22 protein-coding genes are annotated in these 20230 nt (G+C 62.3%); 9 read left to right on the top strand and 13 right to left on the bottom strand.

Annotated elements, in window-relative coordinates:
• Position 1: 1 nt before the first annotated feature.
• Complete coding sequence (gene tyrS / locus KI243_RS29495; protein ID WP_177084598.1) at positions 2 to 1201, bottom strand: tyrosine--tRNA ligase; 1200 nt, start codon at positions 1199 to 1201, stop codon at positions 2 to 4.
• Positions 1202 to 1411: 210 nt separating this feature from the next.
• Here tyrS and KI243_RS29500 point away from each other — a divergent pair, with 210 nt between their 5' ends.
• The gene (locus tag KI243_RS29500) at positions 1412 to 2830 is read left to right on the top strand and encodes a peptidoglycan DD-metalloendopeptidase family protein (protein WP_177106785.1); all 1419 of its coding nucleotides are present in this window, start codon (positions 1412 to 1414) and stop codon (positions 2828 to 2830) included.
• 3 nt (positions 2831 to 2833) lie between these two features.
• Positions 2834 to 3937, top strand: coding sequence for an anhydro-N-acetylmuramic acid kinase (locus KI243_RS29505; RefSeq protein ID WP_212810187.1), 1104 nt, complete (start codon positions 2834 to 2836; stop codon positions 3935 to 3937).
• Positions 3938 to 4015: 78 nt separating this feature from the next.
• Here the strand turns inward: KI243_RS29505 and erpA are convergent, their stop codons facing one another.
• A complete protein-coding gene (erpA, locus tag KI243_RS29510; RefSeq protein ID WP_003176443.1) occupies positions 4016 to 4366 on the bottom strand; it encodes an iron-sulfur cluster insertion protein ErpA in 351 nt (116 codons plus the stop codon).
• Positions 4367 to 4536: 170 nt separating this feature from the next.
• Entirely contained in the window at positions 4537 to 5571 is a 1035-nt protein-coding gene (argC, locus tag KI243_RS29515) for an N-acetyl-gamma-glutamyl-phosphate reductase (RefSeq protein ID WP_017128655.1), read from the bottom strand.
• A 135-nt stretch (positions 5572 to 5706) separates the two neighbouring features.
• Between argC and hemJ the strand changes: the two genes are divergently transcribed.
• From hemJ to coq7, 6 genes are all read left to right on the top strand, one after another.
• Positions 5707 to 6135 carry a protoporphyrinogen oxidase HemJ gene (gene hemJ / locus KI243_RS29520; protein WP_017128656.1) on the top strand — a complete coding sequence of 143 codons (429 nt, stop codon included), beginning with the start codon at positions 5707 to 5709 and terminating at the stop codon, positions 6133 to 6135.
• A gap of 33 nt (positions 6136 to 6168) precedes the next feature.
• A complete protein-coding gene (locus tag KI243_RS29525; RefSeq protein WP_177084604.1) occupies positions 6169 to 7137 on the top strand; it encodes a nitronate monooxygenase family protein in 969 nt (322 codons plus the stop codon).
• Between the two features lie 72 nt (positions 7138 to 7209).
• Positions 7210 to 8100, top strand: coding sequence for a DUF805 domain-containing protein (locus KI243_RS29530; RefSeq protein WP_212810188.1), 891 nt, complete (start codon positions 7210 to 7212; stop codon positions 8098 to 8100).
• A gap of 61 nt (positions 8101 to 8161) precedes the next feature.
• Positions 8162 to 8950 (top strand): SDR family oxidoreductase, encoded by a 789-nt coding sequence (locus KI243_RS29535; RefSeq protein WP_017128659.1) that lies wholly within the window; start codon positions 8162 to 8164, stop codon positions 8948 to 8950.
• A 63-nt stretch (positions 8951 to 9013) separates the two neighbouring features.
• Positions 9014 to 9352, top strand: coding sequence for a histidine triad nucleotide-binding protein (locus KI243_RS29540; RefSeq protein ID WP_017128660.1), 339 nt, complete (start codon positions 9014 to 9016; stop codon positions 9350 to 9352).
• Between the two features lie 186 nt (positions 9353 to 9538).
• Positions 9539 to 10186 carry a 2-polyprenyl-3-methyl-6-methoxy-1,4-benzoquinone monooxygenase gene (coq7, locus tag KI243_RS29545; protein ID WP_212810189.1) on the top strand — a complete coding sequence of 216 codons (648 nt, stop codon included), beginning with the start codon at positions 9539 to 9541 and terminating at the stop codon, positions 10184 to 10186.
• Positions 10187 to 10270: 84 nt separating this feature from the next.
• Here the strand turns inward: coq7 and KI243_RS29550 are convergent, their stop codons facing one another.
• Positions 10271 to 10693: an OsmC family protein gene (locus KI243_RS29550; protein ID WP_017128662.1), complete on the bottom strand. Its 423-nt coding sequence runs from the start codon at positions 10691 to 10693 to the stop codon at positions 10271 to 10273.
• A 207-nt stretch (positions 10694 to 10900) separates the two neighbouring features.
• Here KI243_RS29550 and crp point away from each other — a divergent pair, with 207 nt between their 5' ends.
• A complete protein-coding gene (crp, locus tag KI243_RS29555; protein ID WP_017128663.1) occupies positions 10901 to 11551 on the top strand; it encodes a cAMP-activated global transcriptional regulator CRP in 651 nt (216 codons plus the stop codon).
• On the opposite strand, the gene KI243_RS29560 is transcribed toward crp, so the two are convergent.
• From KI243_RS29560 to KI243_RS29600, 9 genes are all read right to left on the bottom strand, one after another.
• Positions 11548 to 12249, bottom strand: a complete 702-nt coding sequence (locus tag KI243_RS29560) for a lipoate--protein ligase family protein (RefSeq protein ID WP_177084608.1) — start codon at positions 12247 to 12249, stop codon at positions 11548 to 11550. The genes crp and KI243_RS29560 overlap by 4 nt on opposite strands.
• A gap of 203 nt (positions 12250 to 12452) precedes the next feature.
• Positions 12453 to 13292 carry an indole-3-glycerol phosphate synthase TrpC gene (gene trpC / locus KI243_RS29565; protein WP_212810190.1) on the bottom strand — a complete coding sequence of 280 codons (840 nt, stop codon included), beginning with the start codon at positions 13290 to 13292 and terminating at the stop codon, positions 12453 to 12455.
• Positions 13289 to 14338, bottom strand: coding sequence for an anthranilate phosphoribosyltransferase (gene trpD / locus KI243_RS29570; RefSeq protein ID WP_177084610.1), 1050 nt, complete (start codon positions 14336 to 14338; stop codon positions 13289 to 13291). Before trpD ends, trpC begins: the two co-directional genes overlap by 4 nt.
• A 9-nt stretch (positions 14339 to 14347) precedes the next feature.
• Positions 14348 to 14941, bottom strand: coding sequence for an aminodeoxychorismate/anthranilate synthase component II (locus tag KI243_RS29575; RefSeq protein WP_017128667.1), 594 nt, complete (start codon positions 14939 to 14941; stop codon positions 14348 to 14350).
• 13 nt (positions 14942 to 14954) lie between these two features.
• Complete coding sequence (gene trpE / locus KI243_RS29580; protein ID WP_017128668.1) at positions 14955 to 16442, bottom strand: anthranilate synthase component I; 1488 nt, start codon at positions 16440 to 16442, stop codon at positions 14955 to 14957.
• Between the two features lie 70 nt (positions 16443 to 16512).
• Complete coding sequence (locus KI243_RS29585) at positions 16513 to 17331, bottom strand: phosphoglycolate phosphatase (RefSeq protein ID WP_017128669.1); 819 nt, start codon at positions 17329 to 17331, stop codon at positions 16513 to 16515.
• A complete protein-coding gene (gene rpe, locus KI243_RS29590; RefSeq protein ID WP_177063045.1) occupies positions 17328 to 18002 on the bottom strand; it encodes a ribulose-phosphate 3-epimerase in 675 nt (224 codons plus the stop codon). Before rpe ends, KI243_RS29585 begins: the two co-directional genes overlap by 4 nt.
• Before the next feature lie 116 nt (positions 18003 to 18118).
• On the bottom strand, positions 18119 to 19267 hold the full coding sequence (locus tag KI243_RS29595; RefSeq protein ID WP_212810191.1) for an iron-containing alcohol dehydrogenase: 1149 nt from the start codon (positions 19265 to 19267) through the stop codon (positions 18119 to 18121).
• 136 nt (positions 19268 to 19403) lie between these two features.
• Entirely contained in the window at positions 19404 to 20228 is an 825-nt protein-coding gene (locus KI243_RS29600) for an ABC transporter permease (RefSeq protein ID WP_017128672.1), read from the bottom strand.
• Positions 20229 to 20230 lie beyond the last annotated feature (2 nt).

Here is a 20230-nt window from a genome sequence, read left to right on the forward strand (position 1 = left end):
TTTATTCGGATTTCAGCGTAATACGCGCAAACGCCTTCTTCCCGGCCTGGCAAACATGGGTAGCGCCCAGCTTGTATATAAAGGTGCGATCGACAACCTCACCATCTATACGCACACCACCCGAACCGAGCAGGTCACGAGCGACCGCCGAGTTCTTGACCAGGCCCGCCTTGTTGAGGATCGCCGCGATCGGCATGTCTTCTGCCGCGCTCAGCTCGACTTCCGGCAGATCATCCGGCAGCTCGCCGTCCTTCATGCGGTTGCCGGCACCGCGATGCGCATTGGCCGCAGCCTCCTCGCCATGGAACCGCGCAACGATCTCTTCCGCCAGCTTGATCTTGATATCGCGCGGGTTCGCACCAGCCTCGACATCCTTGCGGAACTGATTGATCTCATCCATCGAGCGGAAGCTCAGCAGCTCGAAGTAGCGCCACATCAACGCATCGGGGATGGAGACCAGCTTGCCATACATCACACCCGGCGCCTCCTGGATACCGACGTAGTTGCCCAGAGACTTGGACATCTTCTTCACGCCGTCCAGGCCTTCGAGCAACGGCATGGTGAGGATGCACTGCGCTTCCTGCCCATAGGCACGCTGCAACTCGCGCCCCATCAGCAGGTTGAACTTCTGGTCGGTACCACCCAGTTCGACATCGGCACGCAAGGCCACCGAGTCATAACCCTGCACCAGCGGATAAAGGAACTCGTGGATCGCGATAGGCTGCTTGGAGCTGTAGCGCTTGTCGAAGTCATCACGCTCGAGCATGCGCGCCACGGTGTACTGCGAGGTCAGGCGAATGAAGTCCGCCGGCCCCATCTGGTCCATCCAGGTGGAGTTGAACGCCACTTCGGTCTTGGCCGGATCGAGGATCTTGAATACCTGAGCCTTGTAGGTCTCGGCATTGTCGAGCACCTGTTCACGCGTCAGCGGTGGACGCGTCGCACTCTTGCCGCTCGGATCACCGATCATCCCGGTGAAATCGCCAATCAGGAAGATGACCTGATGGCCCAGCTCCTGGAACTGGCGCAGCTTGTTGATCAGCACCGTATGACCCAGGTGCAGGTCCGGCGCCGTCGGGTCGAAGCCAGCCTTGATCCGCAGCGGCTGGCCGCGCTTGAGCTTCTCGACCAGTTCGGCCTCGACCAATATCTCTTCCGCACCACGCTTGATCAGCGCTAGCTGCTCTTCAACCGACTTCATAACCAACCTGCAAGGCTCAGATTCAAAGGGATCCAACCATACAAGATCGCCGCCCAAATACAAGTTTTGCCCGGCGTACGGCCAAGGTTCTGCGGGCCGGCACATGACAGACTTGCTTCAGAGATGTTTTGGTTATATTTTATACAGTTATTTCATCTTCATCATGTCATTCATCTTTTCCAATTCATCTTCTTCAAAGTCAAATTACCTATGACCACAGAACCGTCTAAAGCGCCGCCGCTTTATCCGAAGACCCACCTGCTAGCCGCAAGTGGTATCGCCGCCCTCCTCAGCCTGGCGCTGCTGGTATTCCCTTCCAGCGATGTAGAAGCCAAAAAGACGACCCTGAGCCTTGAACTGGAAAGTCCTGCCGCTCAACTGACACAAGACAATGACGCTGTAGACCTCGATCAAGCCACAAATGAAGGCAATCCATCGCCCTTCGCCCAGATCGACAACAGCGCCGAAGATACCAAGGACACCGCCAAGACCGAGGCGGCGCCTGCTGTAGAAGAGAAAAAGGCCCCCGGCCACCGCGAAGTGATCGTGGCCCGCGGCGATACGCTCTCCACCCTGTTCGAGAAGGTCGGCCTGCCTGCTGCCTCAGTACATGAGGTCCTGGCCAGCGATAAACAAGCCAAGCAGTTCTCCCAGCTCAAGCATGGCCAGAAACTGGAGTTCGAACTGAGCCCCGATGGCCAGCTGAACAACCTGCACAGCAAGGTCAGCGACCTGGAAAGCATCACCCTGACCAAGGGTCCGAAAGGCTTTACCTTCAATCGCGTAGTCACCAAGCCCACCGTGCAGTCGGCTTATGTCCACGGCGTCATCAACAGCTCCCTGTCCCTCTCGGCCCAGCGCGCGGGCATGCCCCACAGCCTGACCCGGGAAATGGCCAGCGTGTTCGGCTATGACATCGACTTCGCCCAGGACATCCGCCCTGGCGACGAATTCGAGGTGATCTACGAGCAGAAAGTGGTCAACGGCAAGTCCGTCGGCACCGGCAATATCCTTTCCGCCCGTTTCACCAACCGCGGCAAGACCTACACCGCCGTGCGCTACACCAACAAGCAGGGCTCCAGCAGCTACTACACGGCCGACGGCAACAGCATGCGCAAGGCCTTTATCCGTACGCCGGTGGATTTCGCGCGTATCAGCTCGCGCTTCTCCATGGGCCGCAAACACCCGATCCTGAACAAGATCCGCGCCCACAAAGGCGTCGACTATGCCGCACCGCGTGGCACCCCGATCAAGGCAGCGGGCGATGGCAAGGTACTGCTGGCCGGTCGCCGTGGCGGCTACGGCAATACCGTGATCATCCAGCACGGCAATACCTACCGTACGCTCTATGGCCACATGCAGGGCTTCGCCAAGGGCATCCAGACCGGCAGCAACGTCAAGCAGGGCCAGGTGATCGGCTATATCGGCACGACCGGTCTCTCCACCGGCCCGCACCTGCACTATGAGTTCCAGGTCAACGGCGTCCACGTCGATCCACTGGGCCAGAAGCTGCCCATGGCCGACCCGATCGCCAAGTCCGAGCGCGCCCGCTTCCTGGCCCAGAGCCAACCGCTGATGGCGCGCATGGACCAGGAAAAGGCCACCAAGCTCGCCTCGGCCAAGCGCTGAGTCATGGCGCTCTATATCGGCGTGATGTCTGGCACCAGCCTGGATGGGCTGGATATCGCGCTGGTCGAGCTGGATACACGGATCAGGTTGCTGGCGACCCACTACATCCCCATGCCTGACGCCCTGCGCCGCGAGTTGCTCGGCCTGTGTGCCAGCGGCCCGGATGAAATCGCCCGGGCCGCGATTGCCGAGCACAACTGGGCAACCCTCGCCGCGCAAGGCGTCAACACCCTCCTCGCCCAACAGTCACTGGCGCCTGAAGCGATTCGCGCCATCGGCAGCCACGGCCAGACCATCCGCCACGAACCCGCCCGCGGCTTTACCGTGCAGATCGGCAATCCGGCGCTATTGGCGGAGCTGACCGGCATCAGCGTCGTCAGCGACTTCCGTCGACGCGACGTCGCCGCCGGCGGCCAAGGTGCGCCCCTGGTTCCAGCCTTCCATGAGGCACTGTTCGAAGAGCGCAACGGCAAGGCGCTCAATAGTAGCGCGGTGTTGAATATCGGCGGCTTCAGCAACCTGAGCCTGATCGAACCGGGCAAGCCCGTCTCTGGCTTCGACTGCGGCCCCGGCAACGTGCTGCTGGACGCCTGGATCCATGACCAGCGCGGCGAAAGCTATGATCGCAACGGCCAATGGGCGGCCAGCGGCCAGGTCGAGCCGGCGCTACTGCAAGCGCTGCTCGGCGATCCCTTCTTCCGCACCACCGGCCCCAAGAGCACCGGACGCGAAGTCTTCAACCTGAACTGGCTGAAACAGCATCTGGGACAACTGCCCGCCTTCAAGGCCGAAGACGTCCAGGCCACACTGCTCGAACTGACAGCGCAGACCATCATCGAGTCGCTGACGAGCGCCCAGTCCGCCACGCAGGAATTGCTGGTGTGTGGCGGCGGCGCCCATAACGCGGCCCTGATGAGCCGCCTGGGCCAACTGCTGCCAGGTGCGACGGTCGCCAGCACCGCGAGCCATGGTGTCGATCCCGACTGGGTGGAAGCCATGGCATTCGCCTGGCTGGCCCATTGCTGCCTTGAAGGCATCCCGGCCAACCGCCCCAGCGTCACCGGCGCCCGCGGCTTGCGGATACTGGGCGCGATCTACCCCGCCTGAATCCCTCGAGAAAAAAGGCCCACACAGCAAAACGCCGCGAAGATTCGCGGCGTCGAGGGTGAAACACTTGCCAATCGATCAGATCGAGAACGACGAGCCGCAACCACAAGTCGTGGTGGCATTCGGGTTCTTGATGACAAACCGGGAACCCTCCAGGCCTTCCTGGTAATCCACCTCTGCGCCTGCCAGGTACTGGAAGCTCATCGGATCAACCACCAGACTGACGCCCTCGCGCTCGACGATGGTGTCATCATCGGCGACATCTTCATCGAAGGTGAAGCCGTACTGAAACCCTGAACAACCGCCGCCCGTAACGAATACGCGCAGCTTCAAGCGATCATTACCCTCTTCATCGACCAGGCTCTTCACCTTGTGCGCGGCACCGTGGGTGAATTGCAAAGCCGTGGGGGTGAAGGATTCGACGCTCATGCTGACTATCTCCCGGCGTTACGCCGCCATAATGCGTGATGACGCGCATTATCCGCTTCTCCTAGAAAAGCGGTCAACTATTGTTATGGTATATCAATCAACCCGCACGGCATCACGGAATGCAAAAAGGCCCGCTTGACGGGCCTTTTCCGTTGAACGAGGGCGCTGCGTTACGGCAGCATGCCGGCATGGGACAAGCCCAGGCGTTCATCCAGGCCGAACAGGATGTTCAGGTTCTGTACCGCCTGGCCCGAAGCGCCCTTGACCAGATTGTCGATCACCGAAAGCACGACCACCAGGTCGCCATCCTGTGGGCGATGCACGGCAATCCGGCACACGTTCGCACCACGCACACTGCGGGTTTCCGGATGGCTGCCGGCCGGCATCACGTCAACGAACGGCTCGTCGGCATAACGCTTCTCGAACAGTGCCTGCAGGTCGACGGAACGATCCACCACGGTCGCGTAGAGCGTCGAGTGAATACCGCGAATCATCGGCGTGAGGTGAGGAACGAAGGTCAGGCCGACGTCCTTGCCCGCGGCACGGCGCAGACCCTGGCGGATTTCCGGCAAGTGGCGGTGGCCCTTGACGGCATAGGCCTTCAGGCTTTCCGAGGTCTCGGAGTACAGCGAACCGACACTGGCGCCGCGGCCGGCGCCGCTGACACCGGATTTGCAGTCGGCGATCAACCGCGAAGTGTCAGCCAGGCCGGCTTCGAGCAACGGCAGGAAACCCAGCTGGGTAGCGGTCGGATAGCAGCCGGGCACGGCAATCAGGCGCGCCTGCCGGATCTTCTCGCGATTCACTTCCGGCAGGCCATAGACCGCCTCGTCCAGCAGGGCGGGCGCGCCGTGCGGCTGGCCGTACCACTTGGCCCACTCATCGGCGTCCTGCAGGCGGAAATCCGCGGACAAGTCGATCACCTTGGTCCCGGCGGCCAGCAATTCACCGGCCAGGGCATGGGCAACACCGTGAGGCGTGGCGAAGAACACCACGTCGCAGGCGCCGAGGGTCTTGATATCCGGCACGCTGAACGCCAGGCCATCGTAATGGCCGCGCAGGTTCGGATACATGTCGGCCACGGCCAGCCCAGCCTCGGATCGAGAAGTGATGACCACCACTTCTGCCTGCGGATGCTGCGCCAGCAGACGCAGCAATTCGACACCGGTGTAACCCGTGCCGCCGACGATACCGACCTTGACCATGACCTGCCCCTCAACGAAACCACTGGAAAGCCCACGATAATAGGGGCCGCGCGCGCCTGCGACAACCGTCAAGGTGACGTGCGGACGCTCAAGCCTCTACTATTCGGCCTACCGTGAACCTGGGAATAACCAAAAATGCTTTATCTATGGCTCAAAGCCTTTCATATCGTCAGTGTCGTCTGCTGGTTTGCCGGCCTGTTCTACCTGCCACGCCTGTTCGTCTACCACGCCCAAAGCGAGGATGCGCTCAGCAAGGAACGCTTCAGCGTCATGGAGCGCAAGTTGTATCGCGGGATCATGGGACCGGCGATGATCGCCACGCTGATTTTCGGTGGCGGGCTGATCGCCCTCAACCCGGGCATCTTCAGCCAGGGCGGCTGGATACACGCCAAGTTGACCCTGGTGGTGTTGCTGATCGGTTACCACCACATGTGCGGCGCCCAGGTGAAGCGTTTTGCCCGTGGCGAGAACACCCGCAGTCATGTCTTTTATCGCTGGTTCAATGAAGTGCCGGTTCTGATATTGCTGGCTATTGTAATTCTGGTCGTGGTCAGACCGTTCTGAATTCAACCCGCCTTCACTCTCGGAGTACCGCCAATGTCGCTGCCCGCTCTGCTCGAACAACGCCTGCGCCTCCCCGTCGTGGCCGCACCCATGTTCCTGATCTCCAACCCGCAACTGGTGCTGGCGTGCTGCCGCAACGGCGTGGTGGGCAGCTTCCCGGCACTCAACCAGCGGGAAAGCAGCGGCTTCAAGGCCTGGCTGGAAGAAATCGAGGCCGGCCTGGCACAGCTGGATGATCCGGCACCCTATGCCGTCAACCTGATCGTGCACAACAGCAACCCGCGCCTGCAGGCAGACCTGCAGATCTGCATCGAGCACAAGGTGCCGATCGTCATCACCAGCCTGGGTGCGGTCAAGGAGCTGGTGGATGCGGTCCACGACTATGGCGGCCTGGTCTTCCACGATGTGACGACCCGGCGCCACGCGGAAAAAGCCGCCGAAGCGGGAGTCGACGGCCTGATCGCGGTTGCCGCCGGTGCCGGTGGCCATGCCGGCACCTGGAGTCCGTTTGCCCTGATCGCCGAGATCCGGCAGTTCTTCGACAAGACCCTGCTGCTGGCCGGCTGCCTCAACCACGGCCATGAGATTCTCGCCGCACAGTTGCTGGGGGCCGACCTGGCCTATTTCGGCACCCGCTTCATCGGCACCACGGAAAGTCATGCCCCAGAAGCCTATAAGGAGATGTTGCTGACCTCCCGCGCCGCCGATATCGTGCATACCGCCGCCGTCTCGGGCGTGCCGGCCAGCTTCATGCGCCAGAGCCTGGAAAATGCCGGCTTCGACCTCGCCGCCCTGCAGGGCAAGGGCGAAGTCAACTTCGGTTCGAAGCTCAAGCCCCTCAGCGACGAGGCCAAGGCCTGGAAGACCGTCTGGTCGGCGGGCCAGGGCGTCGGTGAGATCGGTGACTTGCCGAGCGTCGACCAGTTGATCGCACGACTCGATGATGAGTACCGCAAGGCCCAGGCCCTCGCCGCCCAACTGCCACAGCGCTGGCCACGCTAGCAACCGTATGGCCTGCAAGCACCTTGCGGGCCTACACTACGCGCCAACACTGCCGCGACAAGGACGCCCTCCATGAGCAACAACCGCTTCAAAATCGTATTCGACGGCGCCCTGCTGCCCGGAGTGGAACAAACCACTGCCCAGTTCAACCTGGCCGAACTGTTCAGGACCGATGTCGCCTCCGTGGAAAAACTGTTCAGCGGCCGGCCGATCGCCCTGAAACGCGATCTTTCCTCCGTCGAGGCGCACTCCTACCTCGAAGCCCTGCGCAAGACCGGTATCGATGCCCGCATCGAAGAGGAAGCGCCAGCCGTCGAACTGAGCCTGGCGGATATCAACGAACTTCCGCCCAGTGTCGCACCGCCGGCCACCCGCATCGCAGATTCGCCTTACGCACCACCAACCGCCCAGGTCGGCGAGAGCCTGCCGACGTTCGGCCCGCTCAAGGCCTTTACCGCCAAGGGGCGGATCGGTCGGCTTCGCTACCTGGCCTGGAGCATGGTTGCCACGTTTATCGCGCTGATCGCCGTCGCCGTGATTGCAATCGCCCTGAGCGGGTCCACCTCCGCCGGTATCAGCCTGGCCCTGATCGCGATGACCGTGTTCATTGTCTGCACCATCCAGATCGCCATCCAGCGCCTGCACGACATCGGCTGGTCCGGCTGGCTCTGGTTGTTGACGCTGGTGCCCTTTGTCGGCAGCGTGTTCCCTTTCGTCCTCGCGTTCTACCCGGGCAATGCCGGCGCCAACCAATACGGCGCCCCGCCACCGCCCAACAGCACCGCGGTCAAGGTACTGTCGGTTCTGGCGGTGATCGGTATCGTCGCCATTATCGTTTTTGGCGCAGGAGGTGGCGTCAAGGACATCGAGGATCGCTACAACAATGAAGCGGCCAGCCAGTCCGACAACCGCGACGAGGCAGCCGAAGCCGCCGCGCCCGCTGTAGACTATGAGAAAGAATAAACAGCGCTGACCTTGCGACCTCCCTGTCCCAAGGCTCTGCGCCGTTGCCATGGAGAATTGCATGACCCGTTACGCCCTGATCACCGGCGCTTCCAGCGGTATCGGCCTGGCCCTGGCCGAAGCCCTGGCACGCCGCGGTCGCAACCTGATCCTGGTTGCCCGTCAACGTGATCGGCTGGAAAGCATTGCCATCGAGTTGACCCAGCGCTTCGGCGTCGAAGTACTCTTCCGGGCCTGCGACCTGGGCGAGCCGCTGCGCCTGTCCGGATTCCTGCTGGAGCTGGAGGAAGGCGAGCGCCAGATCGACCTGCTGGTCAACTGTGCCGGCATCGGCACCTGCGGTCCGTTCCTCGCCCAGGACTGGGGCACCGAGCAGGACCTGATCGAAGTGAATATCCTCGCCCTCACCCGCCTGTGCCACTCACTGGGCAACCTGATGGCGATACAGGGCGGCGGGCAGATCCTCAACGTGGCGTCCGTTGCCGCCTTTCACCCCGCGCCATGGATGAGCAGCTACTACGCGAGCAAGGCCTACGTCCTGCATTTCAGCGAAGGCCTGCGCGAGGAGCTGAAAAAAACCGGGATCAAGGTTTCGGTACTCTGCCCCGGCCTGACCCGCACCGCGTTCTTCGATACCGCCCAGTTGCAAGTCGACAAGCTGCGTAACAACAAGCTGATGATGAGCCCCGAAGAAGTTGCGCTCTACACCGTCCGCGCCCTGGAAAAAAATCGCGCGGTGATCATCCCCGGCTGGCGCAACCGCTGGTTGTCCCGGGCTCCGCGCCTGGGCAGCCGCTGGATGGTGCGCAAGCTTGCCGGCTGGGTCACCCGCGGCTATTGCCCGCGCTGACACTTGAACTCATGGCCCGCTGCAGACAGACTCTGGCCCGCCCCCACCCAAGGAGAAATAGCTGTGGATACTCTGTTCACCAAGATCATCAACCGGGAAATACCCGCGAAGATCATTTACGAGGACGACCAGGTCCTGGCCTTTCACGATATCGCCCCGCAGGCCCCGGTGCATTTCCTGGTGATTCCGAAGAAACCGGTACGCACCCTCAACGACCTGACCGAGGATGACAAGGCGCTGGCCGGGCATATCCTGTTCACCGCCCAGCGCCTGGCACTGGAGTTGGGCTGCGAAGAAGGTTTCCGGGTGGTGATGAACTGCAACGAGCTGGGCGGACAGACGGTCTATCACATCCATATGCATGTGCTGGGTCAGCGCCAGATGAACTGGCCACCGGGCTGATAAACCAGAAAGCACGCAATTGCCCTGTAGGCACTGGTTTGCGGCCGCCATCGCTGGCAAGCCGGCTCCTGCAGGTCTGGCGGCGCCTGAAAAATCGTGTCCCGTCGTCTCTACCTCATGACCCAACGCAAACCTTCCCCGCCCGATTGCGGTAAACTGCAGGCCGAGATTCCTCCGGAGGTCAGCATGACTACCCAACGTCACTACTCGCCGATTGACCGTCTGCTACTGCAAGCCGATACGGCGATGCGCACCTTGCTGCCATTCAGCGGCCAGCCATATCGCCCGTCGCCGGCCGTTGTCCAGCCCGAAGCGCAGATGAGCGAGGACGACACCCGGCACGTCGCGGGGCTGATGCGGATCAACCACACCGGCGAAGTCTGTGCCCAGGCGCTGTATCAGGGCCAGGCACTGACCGCCAAGCTGCCTCATGTACGCGAAGCGATGGAACACGCTGCCGAGGAAGAAATCGATCACCTGGCCTGGTGTGAGCAACGCATCCGCCAGTTGGGCAGCCATCCCAGCGTGCTGAACCCACTGTTCTATGGCCTGTCCTTTGGGATCGGCGCGGTTGCCGGACTGATCAGCGACAAGGTCAGCCTGGGATTCGTCGCAGCGACCGAAGACCAGGTGTGCAAACACCTGAACGAGCATCTCGAACAGTTGCCCGTGGAGGATGAGAAATCCCGGGCGATTCTCGAACAGATGCGCATCGACGAAGAACACCACGCCGAATCCGCGCTCGACGCTGGAGGCTTCCGCTTCCCGGCACCGGTGAAGTTCGGCATGAGCCTGCTGGCCAAGGTCATGACCAAAAGCACCTACCGCATCTGAGGCACCAGATCGCGAAGACAAAAAAGGGCGCCCTGTGCGCCCTTTTCGCTGCCTGCCCGTTTTCAGCGCAGGCGAAACCTCGACTCAGCCGAGCTCGATGATCTCGTAGTCATGGCTGATGGCGACGCCCGCGGCACCGAGCATGATCGAGGCCGAGCAGTATTTCTCGGCGGACAGCTCGATCGCCCGCTTGACCTGGGCTTCCTTCAAGCCACGGCCCTTGACCACGAAATGCAGGTGGATCTTGGTGAACACCTTCGGATCTTCGGTCGCCCGTTCGGCTTCGAGGAAGGCTTCGCAGCTTTCGATGGCCTGACGCGACTTCTTCAGGATGCTGACCACGTCGAAATTGCTGCAACCGCCCAGACCCAGCAGGAGCATTTCCATGGGACGCACGCCCAGGTTGCGGCCACCGCTTTCCGGCGGGCCATCCATCACCACCACATGCCCGCTACCCGACTCTCCGAGGAACATGGCTTCGCCAGCCCATTGGATGCGTGCCTTCATCGCCAAGACTCCACTGCTAAAAAAGGGTCGCCAGCTTAGCACAGCGCCAGACGCGTCCAGGCGACGACCGGCCGGTCGACCCGCTAAATTCCCAAATCTCGACACAATGTGTCTGTTAAGCTGGCGCCAAATCGCTGGCGTTCTGCCAGCTTTCGAGCTACGACTAAAAAAACAAACCACACCGTGCAGTCTTTTCGGGATACAACCATGGTTGCTCTGGCTTCCGCTTCCGCCCCCAAGATCAAGAACCTCGACAAACTGCTGATGCATTGTCAGCGCCGACGCTACCAGGCCAAGAGCAATATCATTTGCGCCGGTGACCGTTCGCAAACCCTGTTTTTCATTGTCAAAGGCTCGGTCACCATCCTGATCGAGGACGATGACGGCCGGGAAATGATCATCGCCTATCTCAACGCCGGCGACTTCTTCGGTGAGCTGGGCCTGTTCGAGCAGGCCGGCCATGAACAGGAGCGCAGTGCCTGGGTGCGCGCCAAGATCGAATGTGAAGTGGCGGAAATCAGCTACTGCAAGTTCCGCGAACTGGCCCAACAGGACCCGGACATTCTCTACGCCCTCAGCGGACAGATCGCCCAGCGCCTGCGCAACACCACCCGCAAGGTCGGTGACCTGGCGTTCTTCGACGTCACCGGACGTGTCGCCCGCTGCCTGCTGGAACTGTGCAAGCAGCCGGATGCCATGACGCACCCGGACGGCATGCAGATCAAGATCACCCGCCAGGAAATCGGGCGTATCGTCGGCTGTTCACGGGAAATGGTCGGCCGCGTGCTCAAGGATCTGGAAGAACAGAACCTCGTTCACGTCAAAGGCAAGACCATGGTGGTGTTCGGGACACGCTAGACGGACAGCATGTCCGCCAGCATCTGCTGGTACACGCCGGCCAGGCGCTCAAGGAATAGCGGGGCCGGATACACCTCGTGCAGGGCAATATGGCTTGAAGCACGTACACGCTGCTCCAGCCCACACGCCTGATTGAAACGATTGACCGCCGCGACCATCGAATCGCGTTCGTCGTCGATCAGCATCGCCCCGTGCACCAGGCCCACCGGGCGGGTTCCGCCGCGACTTTGCCGCCAGCGCTGGGCAGTGCCGACCATCTTGCGACCATTGAGGTTGACGTTATAGCGGCCATCGCAAAACGCACCCTCGATTTCCCCCAGGGAGGCCGTCCCGCCCAACTCGTCCAGCACCGCACAGATCGGCTGGCACAGACGCAGGTAGCCGGTTTCAATACGGTTCTGATCACCCTCGCTGCGCGGCGGCGCGTAGACCAGGGCGACATTGACCGTCGAGGCGGATTGCGGCACCGGTTCGCCACCGGTCTCGCGTAACAGCACCGGCCAATCGTCGGCCGCCAGCGCTTCACAGGCCGCCTCGAAGCCCGGCAGACGGCTCAGGCGCCGGGGCATGACCAGCGCGCGGTCGGTGGGCTGCCAGAACAGCAGGCCCCACTCCTGCTCACCGGCACAGACTGCCGCGAGCAAATCCTGTTCGGCGCGCAGGCCGGCTTCGACGGTAAGGGCAACGGGCAGTGTCATGGCAAGAAGATCCCTCTTTATCGTGCCTGCAAGCAAGGCCGGTGGGAGCGGTTTGTGTGGGAGCAGGTTGTGTGGGAGCGGGCTTGCCCGCGAAGAGGCCCTCAAGACCGCCAAGAGCTTCGCGGGCAAGCCCGCTCCCACAAAAGCACCTCATAAAGGCTCACATCGCAAACAAGCCCATTCCTGCATACGAACAGCTCGATTCAATCGAGGGTAGAACCGCTGACCACGGGCGATCCGCGCTCCGGGAAGAACAGTCGCTGCAGCTCGTCGCCCGGGCTTTCCGCGCGCATGAACGCTTCGCCAACCAGGAACGAGTACACCTCGCTGATTTCCATCAGCTCGACGTCGGCACGATTGAGGATACCGCTCTCGGTAATCACCAGGCGGTCGCGCGGCACGATCGGCAGCAGGTCGAGGGTGGTTTCGAGGCTGACTTCGAAGGTATGCAGGTTACGGTTGTTGATACCGATCAGCGGTGTATCGAGATACTTCAGCGCCCGTTCCAGTTCGGCGGCGTCATGGGACTCCACCAGCACATCGAGGCCGACGCCCTTGGCGACCGCGGCCAACTCGGCCATCAACCCGTCGTCCAGTGCCGCGACGATCAGCAGGATACAGTCGGCGCCCATCGCCCGGGCCTCGACGATCTGGTATGGATCGACCATGAAGTCCTTGCGGATCACCGGCAACTTGCAGGCCCCGCGGGCCTGTTGCAGGTACAGGTCCGAACCCTGGAAGTAATCGACGTCGGTGAGTACCGAAAGACAGGTCGCCCCACCCTTCTCGTAGCTCCTGGCGATATCGGCAGGGATGAAGTTCTCGCGAATGACGCCCTTGCTCGGCGAGGCCTTCTTGATTTCGGCAATCACCGCCGGCTGCTTCAGCCGGGCCTGCTCGATCAGCGCCTTGGCGAAGCCACGCGGTGCGTCAGCGGCCCGGGCCAGGTTCTCCAGCTCGGCCAGGCTCACGCGAGCGCGACGCTCAGCCACTTCCTCGGCCTTGCGGGCGAGGATCTTCTCCAGAACGGTCGGCACACTCATGCTTCATTCTCCTGCTTGAACACGGCGGTGAACGCGCCCAGCTCTTCGAGCTTCTCACGGGCCAGGCCGGTGTGAAGTGCGTCGTGAGCCAGGGCAACGCCCTCTTTCAGGCTGCTGGCATGATCGGCGGCATACAGCGCGGCACCGGCATTGAGCACGATCATTTCCGCGGCTTTCTGGCCATTCTCGGTTTTGCGGCGACCCAGCGCATCGCGGATCAACTCCAGGGACGCCGCCGGACTATCCACCACCAGGCCGAACAGACTCTGGCTTTTTATACCCAAGTCTTCGGGCTGAACCCAATATTCTGTTATTGCATCGTTTTTCAGCTCGGCCACATAGGTCGGCGCCGCCAGGCTGAATTCGTCCAGGCCGTCCTGGGAGTGCACCACCAGCACATGCTTGCTGCCCAGGCGTTGCAGGACTTCAGCCAATGGACGGCAGAGCGCCTGGGTGAAAACGCCCACCACCTGATGCTTCACGCCGGCCGGATTCGTAAGCGGGCCGAGCATGTTGAACAAGGTGCGCAGGCCGAGATCACGGCGCGGACCGGCCGCGTGCTTCATCGCACGGTGATGGGTCTGGGCAAACATAAAGCCGATGCCGACATTGTCGATGCAGCGTGCCACCTGGACCGGTGTCAGGTTCAGGTAGATGCCGGCCGCCTCAAGCAGGTCGGCGCTGCCGCTCTTGCCCGACACCGCGCGGTTGCCGTGCTTGGCGACGGTACAGCCGGCCGCCGAGACCACGAAGGCCGAGGCGGTGGACACGTTGAAGATATTCGCGCCATCGCCGCCGGTGCCGACCACGTCGACCACGCCGTCGAGGCTCTTGAGCTCGACCTTGTCCGCCAGTTCGCGCATGACCGATACCGCGCCGACGATCTCGTCGATGCTTTCGCTCTTCATGCGCATGGCCATCATGAAGGCGCCGATCTGCGCCTCGGTGCATTGCCCGGTCATGATTTCACGCATGACATCGCGCATTTCTTCGGTACTCAGGTCCAGATGGCCGACGATACGGCTCAGGGCAGTCTTGATATCCATGAAAAGTCCTTAGCGCGTGCCGCCGGTCTGCTTGAGAAAGTTGGCGAACAGCTGGTGGCCCTGCTCGGAAAGAATCGACTCGGGGTGGAATTGCACCCCTTCGATGTTCAGTGTCTTGTGGCGCAAGCCCATGATCTCATCGACCGAGCCGTCCTCCAGTTGCGTCCAGGCGGTCAGCTCCAGGCACTCGGGCAGGGTTTCGCGCTTGACGATCAGGGAATGATAGCGGGTGACGGTCAACGGCAGGTTGAGACCTTCGAACACGCCCTTGCCTTCGTGGAACAACGGGCTGGTCTTGCCGTGCATGACCTGGCGGGCACGCACCACATCGCCGCCAAAGGCCTGGCCGATGGACTGGTGTCCCAGGCAGACGCCGAGAATCGGCAGCTTGCCGGCGAAATGCCTGATCGCCTCCAGGGAAATACCGGCTTCGGTCGGCGTGCAGGGCCCCGGCGAGACCACGATGCGCTCAGGCTTGAGGGCTTCGATTTCGGCCACGGTCAGTTCGTCGTTACGCACGACCTTGACGTCCGCGCCCAGCTCGCCGAGGTATTGCACGACGTTGTAGGTAAACGAGTCGTAGTTATCGATCATCAGCAACATGACAAAAAGCTCCTCAGGCGTCGGACGCGGGGGTTTGTTCAGCGAGGGCGACCGCACGGAACATCGCGCGACGCTTGTTCAGCGTTTCTTCCCACTCCAGCGCCGGCACCGAGTCGGCGACGATACCGCCACCGGCCTGCACATGCAGCTCGCCGTCCTTGATCACCGCGGTACGAATGGCGATAGCGGTGTCCATGTTGCCGTTCCAGGCGTAGTAACCGACCGCGCCGCCGTATACGCCGCGCTTGACCGGTTCGAGTTCGTCGATGATTTCCATGGCGCGGATCTTCGGCGCACCGGACAAGGTGCCCGCCGGCAGGATCGCCCGCAATGCATCCATGGACGTCAGGCCGCTTTTCAGCTGGCCGGTGACGTTGGACACGATGTGCATGACGTTGGAATAGCGTTCGATCACCATCTTCTCGGTGAGTTTTACCGAGCCGATCTCGGATACCCGCCCGGTATCGTTGCGGCCCAGGTCGATCAGCATCAGGTGCTCGGCGATTTCCTTGTCATCGGACAGCAGGTCCTCTTCCAGCGCCCGGTCGGCTTCTTCGGTGGCGCCCCGCGGACGGGTACCGGCGATCGGCCGCACGGTGATCAGGTTGTCCTCGACCCGCACCAGCACTTCCGGCGAACTGCCGACGACATGGAAATCGCCGAAATTGAAGAAGTACATGTACGGCGTCGGGTTGAAGCAGCGCAGCGCCCGGTACAGGTCGATGGGCGCGGCCTTGAAGTCGATGGACATGCGCTGGGACGGCACCACCTGCATGCAGTCGCCGGCCAGGATATATTCCTTGATGGTATCGACCGCACGCTCGTAGTCGCCCTGGGTAAAGCTCGAGCGGAATACCGGGTCGGCGGCCGGCGGCCGGTCGAGTTCCAGCCCGCGGCGTGGCGTGATCGGCTGGCGCAATTGCCCCAGCAACTCCTGCAGGCGTGCCTGGCCCTGTTCGTAGGCATTGTCCCGGGAAGGGTCGGCCAGAACGATGGCGTGCATCTTGCCGGCCAGGTTGTCGAAGACCACCACGGCGTCGGAGACCATCAACAGGATATCCGGCACGCCCAGCGGATCCGGATTCGGGCATTTGCCCAGGCGCTTCTCGACGTAGCGCACGCAGTCATAACCGAAGTAGCCCACCAGGCCGCCGTTGAAACGCGGCAGGCCGGCGATGGTCGGTACATTGTAGCGGGCCTTGAATTCCTCGACGAAGGCCAGGGGATCCTCGGCTTCGCAGCTTTCGATCTCGACGCCGTCATGGGTCACGCTGATGCGGTGGTCATGCACTCGCAGCACGGTGCGGCACGGCAGGCCGATGATCGAGTAGCGGCCCCATTTCTCACCGCCCTGCACCGACTCCAGCAGATAGGAATTGGGCTGGTCGGCCAGTTTCAGGTAGATCGACAACGGCGTATCGAAGTCGGCCAGGGTTTCGCAGGCAAGCGGGATGCGGTTATAGCCGGCAGCGGCCAAACGCAGGAATTCTTCGCGGGTCATGATATGCCTCGTGGCTTGAGGTTCAAACAGTCAGGTATGCAAACGCGCCGCACAGGCGGCCAGGATCATGTCAGGCGCGCCAACGCCAACGGGCCAGGGCCTTGATGACTTTCATCCAGAGTTTGCGAGTGACCACCACGATGGCGTTTCCAGGAGGGGATTGAAGACAGTCCGCCGACATTAGCTCAGCGCCAGCTTCCAGGCAACCGGGAATCAGTGCCCGCAGGTCGTCGATGACCAGCGCCGGCTGTTCTTCGGCGATCGGCCGGCCATGGTTGTAGCCATAGCTGAGGGCCACGCAGATGACACCCGCAGCCTTGGCGGCCTGCACATCGTTGCGTGAATCGCCGACGAACAGGCACTGCGATGCCGGAATCCCGGCCATTTTCATCACATGGAACAGCGCCGCGGGGTCGGGCTTGCGCTGCGGCAGGGTATCGCCGCCGATGATCCAGCGGAAAAACCGCCCCAGCTTCATTTCATCGAGCAGCGGCGCGACAAAGCGTTCGGGCTTGTTGGTGATCAGGGCCATTTCCACGCCCTGCTTCTGCATCCACTTCAGGGCTTCGCGCACGCCGGGGTAGACCGTGGTCAGGTCATGGCCGCCGTCATAGGCGTCCATGAAGATTTCCAGCGCATGTTCGGCTTCGCTGTCGGCCACCGCCGCATGATCGAGACCGCCGGCCAATGCCCGGCGCACCAGCACCAGGGCACCGTTGCCGACCCATTCGCGCACGGCCTCGAGGCCGGCGGTGGGACGTCCCAGGGTGAGCAGCATCTTGTCCACCGCCGTCGCCAGGTCCGGCACCGAATCGATCAACGTGCCATCCAGATCGAACATCACCAGTTTGGGCAGACGGCCCGGAAAGAGCTGCTCGAAGCCGCTCATGGACGAGCCAGCGCCAGTTCGGCGCGCATCTTCTCGATCACTTCCCGGTAGTCCGGGGCGTTGAAGATCGCCGAACCGGCGACAAAGGTATCGGCTCCGGCGGCGGCGATTTCGCGGATGTTGTTCACATTCACGCCACCGTCGATTTCCAGGCGGATATCCCGGCCCGAGGCGTCGATCAGCGCCCGCGCTTCACGCAGCTTGTCGAGGGTGCCGGGAATGAACTTCTGCCCGCCGAAGCCCGGGTTGACGCTCATCAGCAGGACCATGTCGACCTTGTCCATCACGTACTTGAGCACGTCGAGCGGCGTCGCCGGGTTGAACACCAGGCCGGCCTTGCAACCACCTTCGCGGATCATCTGCAGGGAGCGGTCGACGTGCAGCGTGGCTTCCGGGTGGAAGGTGATGTAGGTCGCGCCGGCTTCGATGAAGTCGCCGATGATGCGGTCTACCGGGCTGACCATCAGGTGCGCGTCGATCGGCGCGGTAATGCCGTATTTGCGCAACGCCGCACAGACCATCGGGCCGATGGTCAGGTTGGGGACGTAATGGTTGTCCATGACATCGAAGTGAACGATGTCGGCGCCGGCGGCGAGAACATTGTCCACTTCCTGGCCCAGGCGGGCGAAGTCGGCGGAGAGAATCGACGGAGCAATTGCGAAGGGCTGCATGACGCACCTTTTTTGAGCAGAATCACGGTGGCGCGCATTGTATACCTCCTGCTTCGCCACGCGCACCGTGACCGCGATGATTGGCCGCACCGTCGCCAGGCAGCCTTGCTGCGACTTCAGTAGGCGGCGCGGTAGATCTTCTCGATATCCATCGCACTCAACCGCCGCGGGTTGTTGCGCATCAGCCGCTCGATGCCCGCCGCCTCCACGGCCATGGCCGGGATCGCGTCCATGGGTACGCCGAAGCTGTTCAGGCCGACCGGAATCTCCACCGCGCGACACAGTTCACTCATAGCGGCGACCGCCTTGTCCGCCGCCTCGATGGTACTCAGGCCGGCAATATTCACGCCCATGGCAATGGCGATGTCCTGCATGCGCTCGACACAGGCCAGCTTGTTCCACTGCATGACATACGGCAGCAACAGTGCATTGCTCACCCCGTGGGCGATATTGAAGCGCCCGCCGAGAGGATAGGCCAGGGCATGCACCGCGCCGACGCCGGCATTGCCGAAGGCCATGCCGGCCATCAGGCTGGCCGTGGCCATGTCTTCGCGGGCCGGCAGGTTGGCCGGGTTGGCATAGGCCTTGGGCAAGGCCCTGGCAATCAGCTTGATGGCGCCAATGGCCAGGGCGTCGGTGATCGGCGAGGCGTTGAGCGACAGGTAGGCCTCGACCGCGTGCACCAGCGCATCGACACCGCTGGCGGCGGTCACGCCACGGGGGCAGGTCAGGGTCATCTGCGGGCTGACCAGGGCCACGTCCGGCAGCAGGTAGTCACTGACAATGCCTTTCTTCAGTTGCGCCTGCTTGTCGGAAAGGATCGCTACATTGGTCACTTCGGAACCGGTGCCGGCGGTGGTCGGGATGGCAATCAGCGGCGGGCCTTTGCGCGGTACATGATCGATGCCGAACAGGTCTTCGAGGGCGCCGTGATAACCGGCGTAGGCCGAAACACTCTTGGCGATATCGATGGCGCTGCCGCCACCCAGGCCGATCAGGCCATCGTGCCCGCCTTCGCGGTAGACCTGCATGCAGTCTTCGACAATGGCGATTTCCGGGTCGGGCATTACCCGATCGTAGATCTCGTAGCTGCGTCCGCCCAGATGGGCGAGGGCCAGTTCGACAGTACCGGAGGTGACCAGCGCGGCATCGGTCACGATCAACGGGTTGTCGACATCCAGCCGGGTCAGTTCATCGGCCAGTTGCTCGATGGCGCCGGAGCCGGTGATCAGTTTATGGGCGATCTTGAATGCGGAAATGCTCATGGTCGCAGCCTTCTTGTCGTGATGATCAGGGCACGAGCAAGAATAGCCGGGGATTGGCCTTTTTCAGCCTATTCAAACGATGAATGGCAAGCCGATCGTTCCCCCGCAGGCGCGAGGGAACGATCGGACAGGTTGTTCATACCTGGGTGGTACGCAGTTTCTCGCTGCGTCCGCGCAACCACTCCAGGGTCAGCAACAGGATCACCGAGAAGACGATCAGCAGCGTGGCGGCGGCGGCAATGGTCGGGCTGAGGTTCTCGCGGATACCGCTGAACATCTGCCGCGGCAGCGTCGCCTGCTCGGGACCTGCCAGGAACAGCGTCACCACCACTTCATCGAACGAGGTGGCAAAGGCGAACAGCGCCCCGGAAATCACCCCCGGCGCGATCAGCGGCAAGGTCACCCGGCGGAACGTTGTCAGCGGCGAAGCGCCGAGGCTGGCCGCGGCCCGCACCAGATTGTGGTTGAAGCCCTGCAACGTCGCCGAGACGGTAATGATCACAAAGGGCACGCCCAGCACCGCATGCACCACGATCAGGGAAAAGAAGCTGTTGCCCAATCCCAGCGGCGCGAAGAACAGGTAGCTCGCCACGCCGATGATCACCACCGGCACCACCATCGGTGAAATCACCAGGGCCATGACCAGCGACTTGCCCGGGAAGTCGCCGCGGGTCAGGCCGATCGCCGCCAGCGTGCCGAAGACCATCGCCAGCACGGTCGCCGCCGGCGCCACGATGATGCTGTTCTTCAAGGCACGCATCCACTCGGCCGAGCCGAAGAAGTCCTGGTACCAGTGCAGGGAAAAGCCTTGCAGCGGATAGACCAGGAAGCTGCCCGAGTTGAACGACAGGGGAATGATCACCAGCACCGGCAGGATCAGGAACAGCAGGATCAGCCCGCACAGAATGCGCAAGCTGTAGAACCAGACCCGCTCGACGGGCGACATGTACGGACTCAGCATTT

Origin of the sequence: Pseudomonas sp. Ost2, from assembly GCF_018326065.1 — a bacterium.
Lineage (GTDB): Bacteria > Pseudomonadota > Gammaproteobacteria > Pseudomonadales > Pseudomonadaceae > Aquipseudomonas > Aquipseudomonas gingeri.

Excerpts from the sequence above, each read along its gene's own strand:
- tyrS (WP_177084598.1), bottom strand. The coding sequence starts at position 1,201 with ATGAAGTCGGTTGAAGAGCAGCTAGCGCTGATCAAGCGTGGTGCGGAA.
- KI243_RS29500 (WP_177106785.1), top strand. The coding sequence starts at position 1,412 with ATGACCACAGAACCGTCTAAAGCGCCGCCGCTTTATCCGAAGACCCAC.
- KI243_RS29505 (WP_212810187.1), top strand. The coding sequence starts at position 2,834 with ATGGCGCTCTATATCGGCGTGATGTCTGGCACCAGCCTGGATGGGCTG.
- erpA (WP_003176443.1), bottom strand. The coding sequence starts at position 4,366 with ATGAGCGTCGAATCCTTCACCCCCACGGCTTTGCAATTCACCCACGGT.
- argC (WP_017128655.1), bottom strand. The coding sequence starts at position 5,571 with ATGGTCAAGGTCGGTATCGTCGGCGGCACGGGTTACACCGGTGTCGAA.
- hemJ (WP_017128656.1), top strand. The coding sequence starts at position 5,707 with ATGCTTTATCTATGGCTCAAAGCCTTTCATATCGTCAGTGTCGTCTGC.
- KI243_RS29525 (WP_177084604.1), top strand. The coding sequence starts at position 6,169 with ATGTCGCTGCCCGCTCTGCTCGAACAACGCCTGCGCCTCCCCGTCGTG.
- KI243_RS29530 (WP_212810188.1), top strand. The coding sequence starts at position 7,210 with ATGAGCAACAACCGCTTCAAAATCGTATTCGACGGCGCCCTGCTGCCC.
- KI243_RS29535 (WP_017128659.1), top strand. The coding sequence starts at position 8,162 with ATGACCCGTTACGCCCTGATCACCGGCGCTTCCAGCGGTATCGGCCTG.
- coq7 (WP_212810189.1), top strand. The coding sequence starts at position 9,539 with ATGACTACCCAACGTCACTACTCGCCGATTGACCGTCTGCTACTGCAA.
- KI243_RS29550 (WP_017128662.1), bottom strand. The coding sequence starts at position 10,693 with ATGAAGGCACGCATCCAATGGGCTGGCGAAGCCATGTTCCTCGGAGAG.
- crp (WP_017128663.1), top strand. The coding sequence starts at position 10,901 with ATGGTTGCTCTGGCTTCCGCTTCCGCCCCCAAGATCAAGAACCTCGAC.
- KI243_RS29560 (WP_177084608.1), bottom strand. The coding sequence starts at position 12,249 with ATGACACTGCCCGTTGCCCTTACCGTCGAAGCCGGCCTGCGCGCCGAA.
- trpC (WP_212810190.1), bottom strand. The coding sequence starts at position 13,292 with ATGAGTGTGCCGACCGTTCTGGAGAAGATCCTCGCCCGCAAGGCCGAG.
- trpD (WP_177084610.1), bottom strand. The coding sequence starts at position 14,338 with ATGGATATCAAGACTGCCCTGAGCCGTATCGTCGGCCATCTGGACCTG.
- KI243_RS29575 (WP_017128667.1), bottom strand. The coding sequence starts at position 14,941 with ATGTTGCTGATGATCGATAACTACGACTCGTTTACCTACAACGTCGTG.
- trpE (WP_017128668.1), bottom strand. The coding sequence starts at position 16,442 with ATGACCCGCGAAGAATTCCTGCGTTTGGCCGCTGCCGGCTATAACCGC.
- KI243_RS29585 (WP_017128669.1), bottom strand. The coding sequence starts at position 17,331 with ATGAGCGGCTTCGAGCAGCTCTTTCCGGGCCGTCTGCCCAAACTGGTG.
- rpe (WP_177063045.1), bottom strand. The coding sequence starts at position 18,002 with ATGCAGCCCTTCGCAATTGCTCCGTCGATTCTCTCCGCCGACTTCGCC.
- KI243_RS29595 (WP_212810191.1), bottom strand. The coding sequence starts at position 19,267 with ATGAGCATTTCCGCATTCAAGATCGCCCATAAACTGATCACCGGCTCC.
- KI243_RS29600 (WP_017128672.1), bottom strand. The coding sequence starts at position 20,228 with ATGCTGAGTCCGTACATGTCGCCCGTCGAGCGGGTCTGGTTCTACAGC.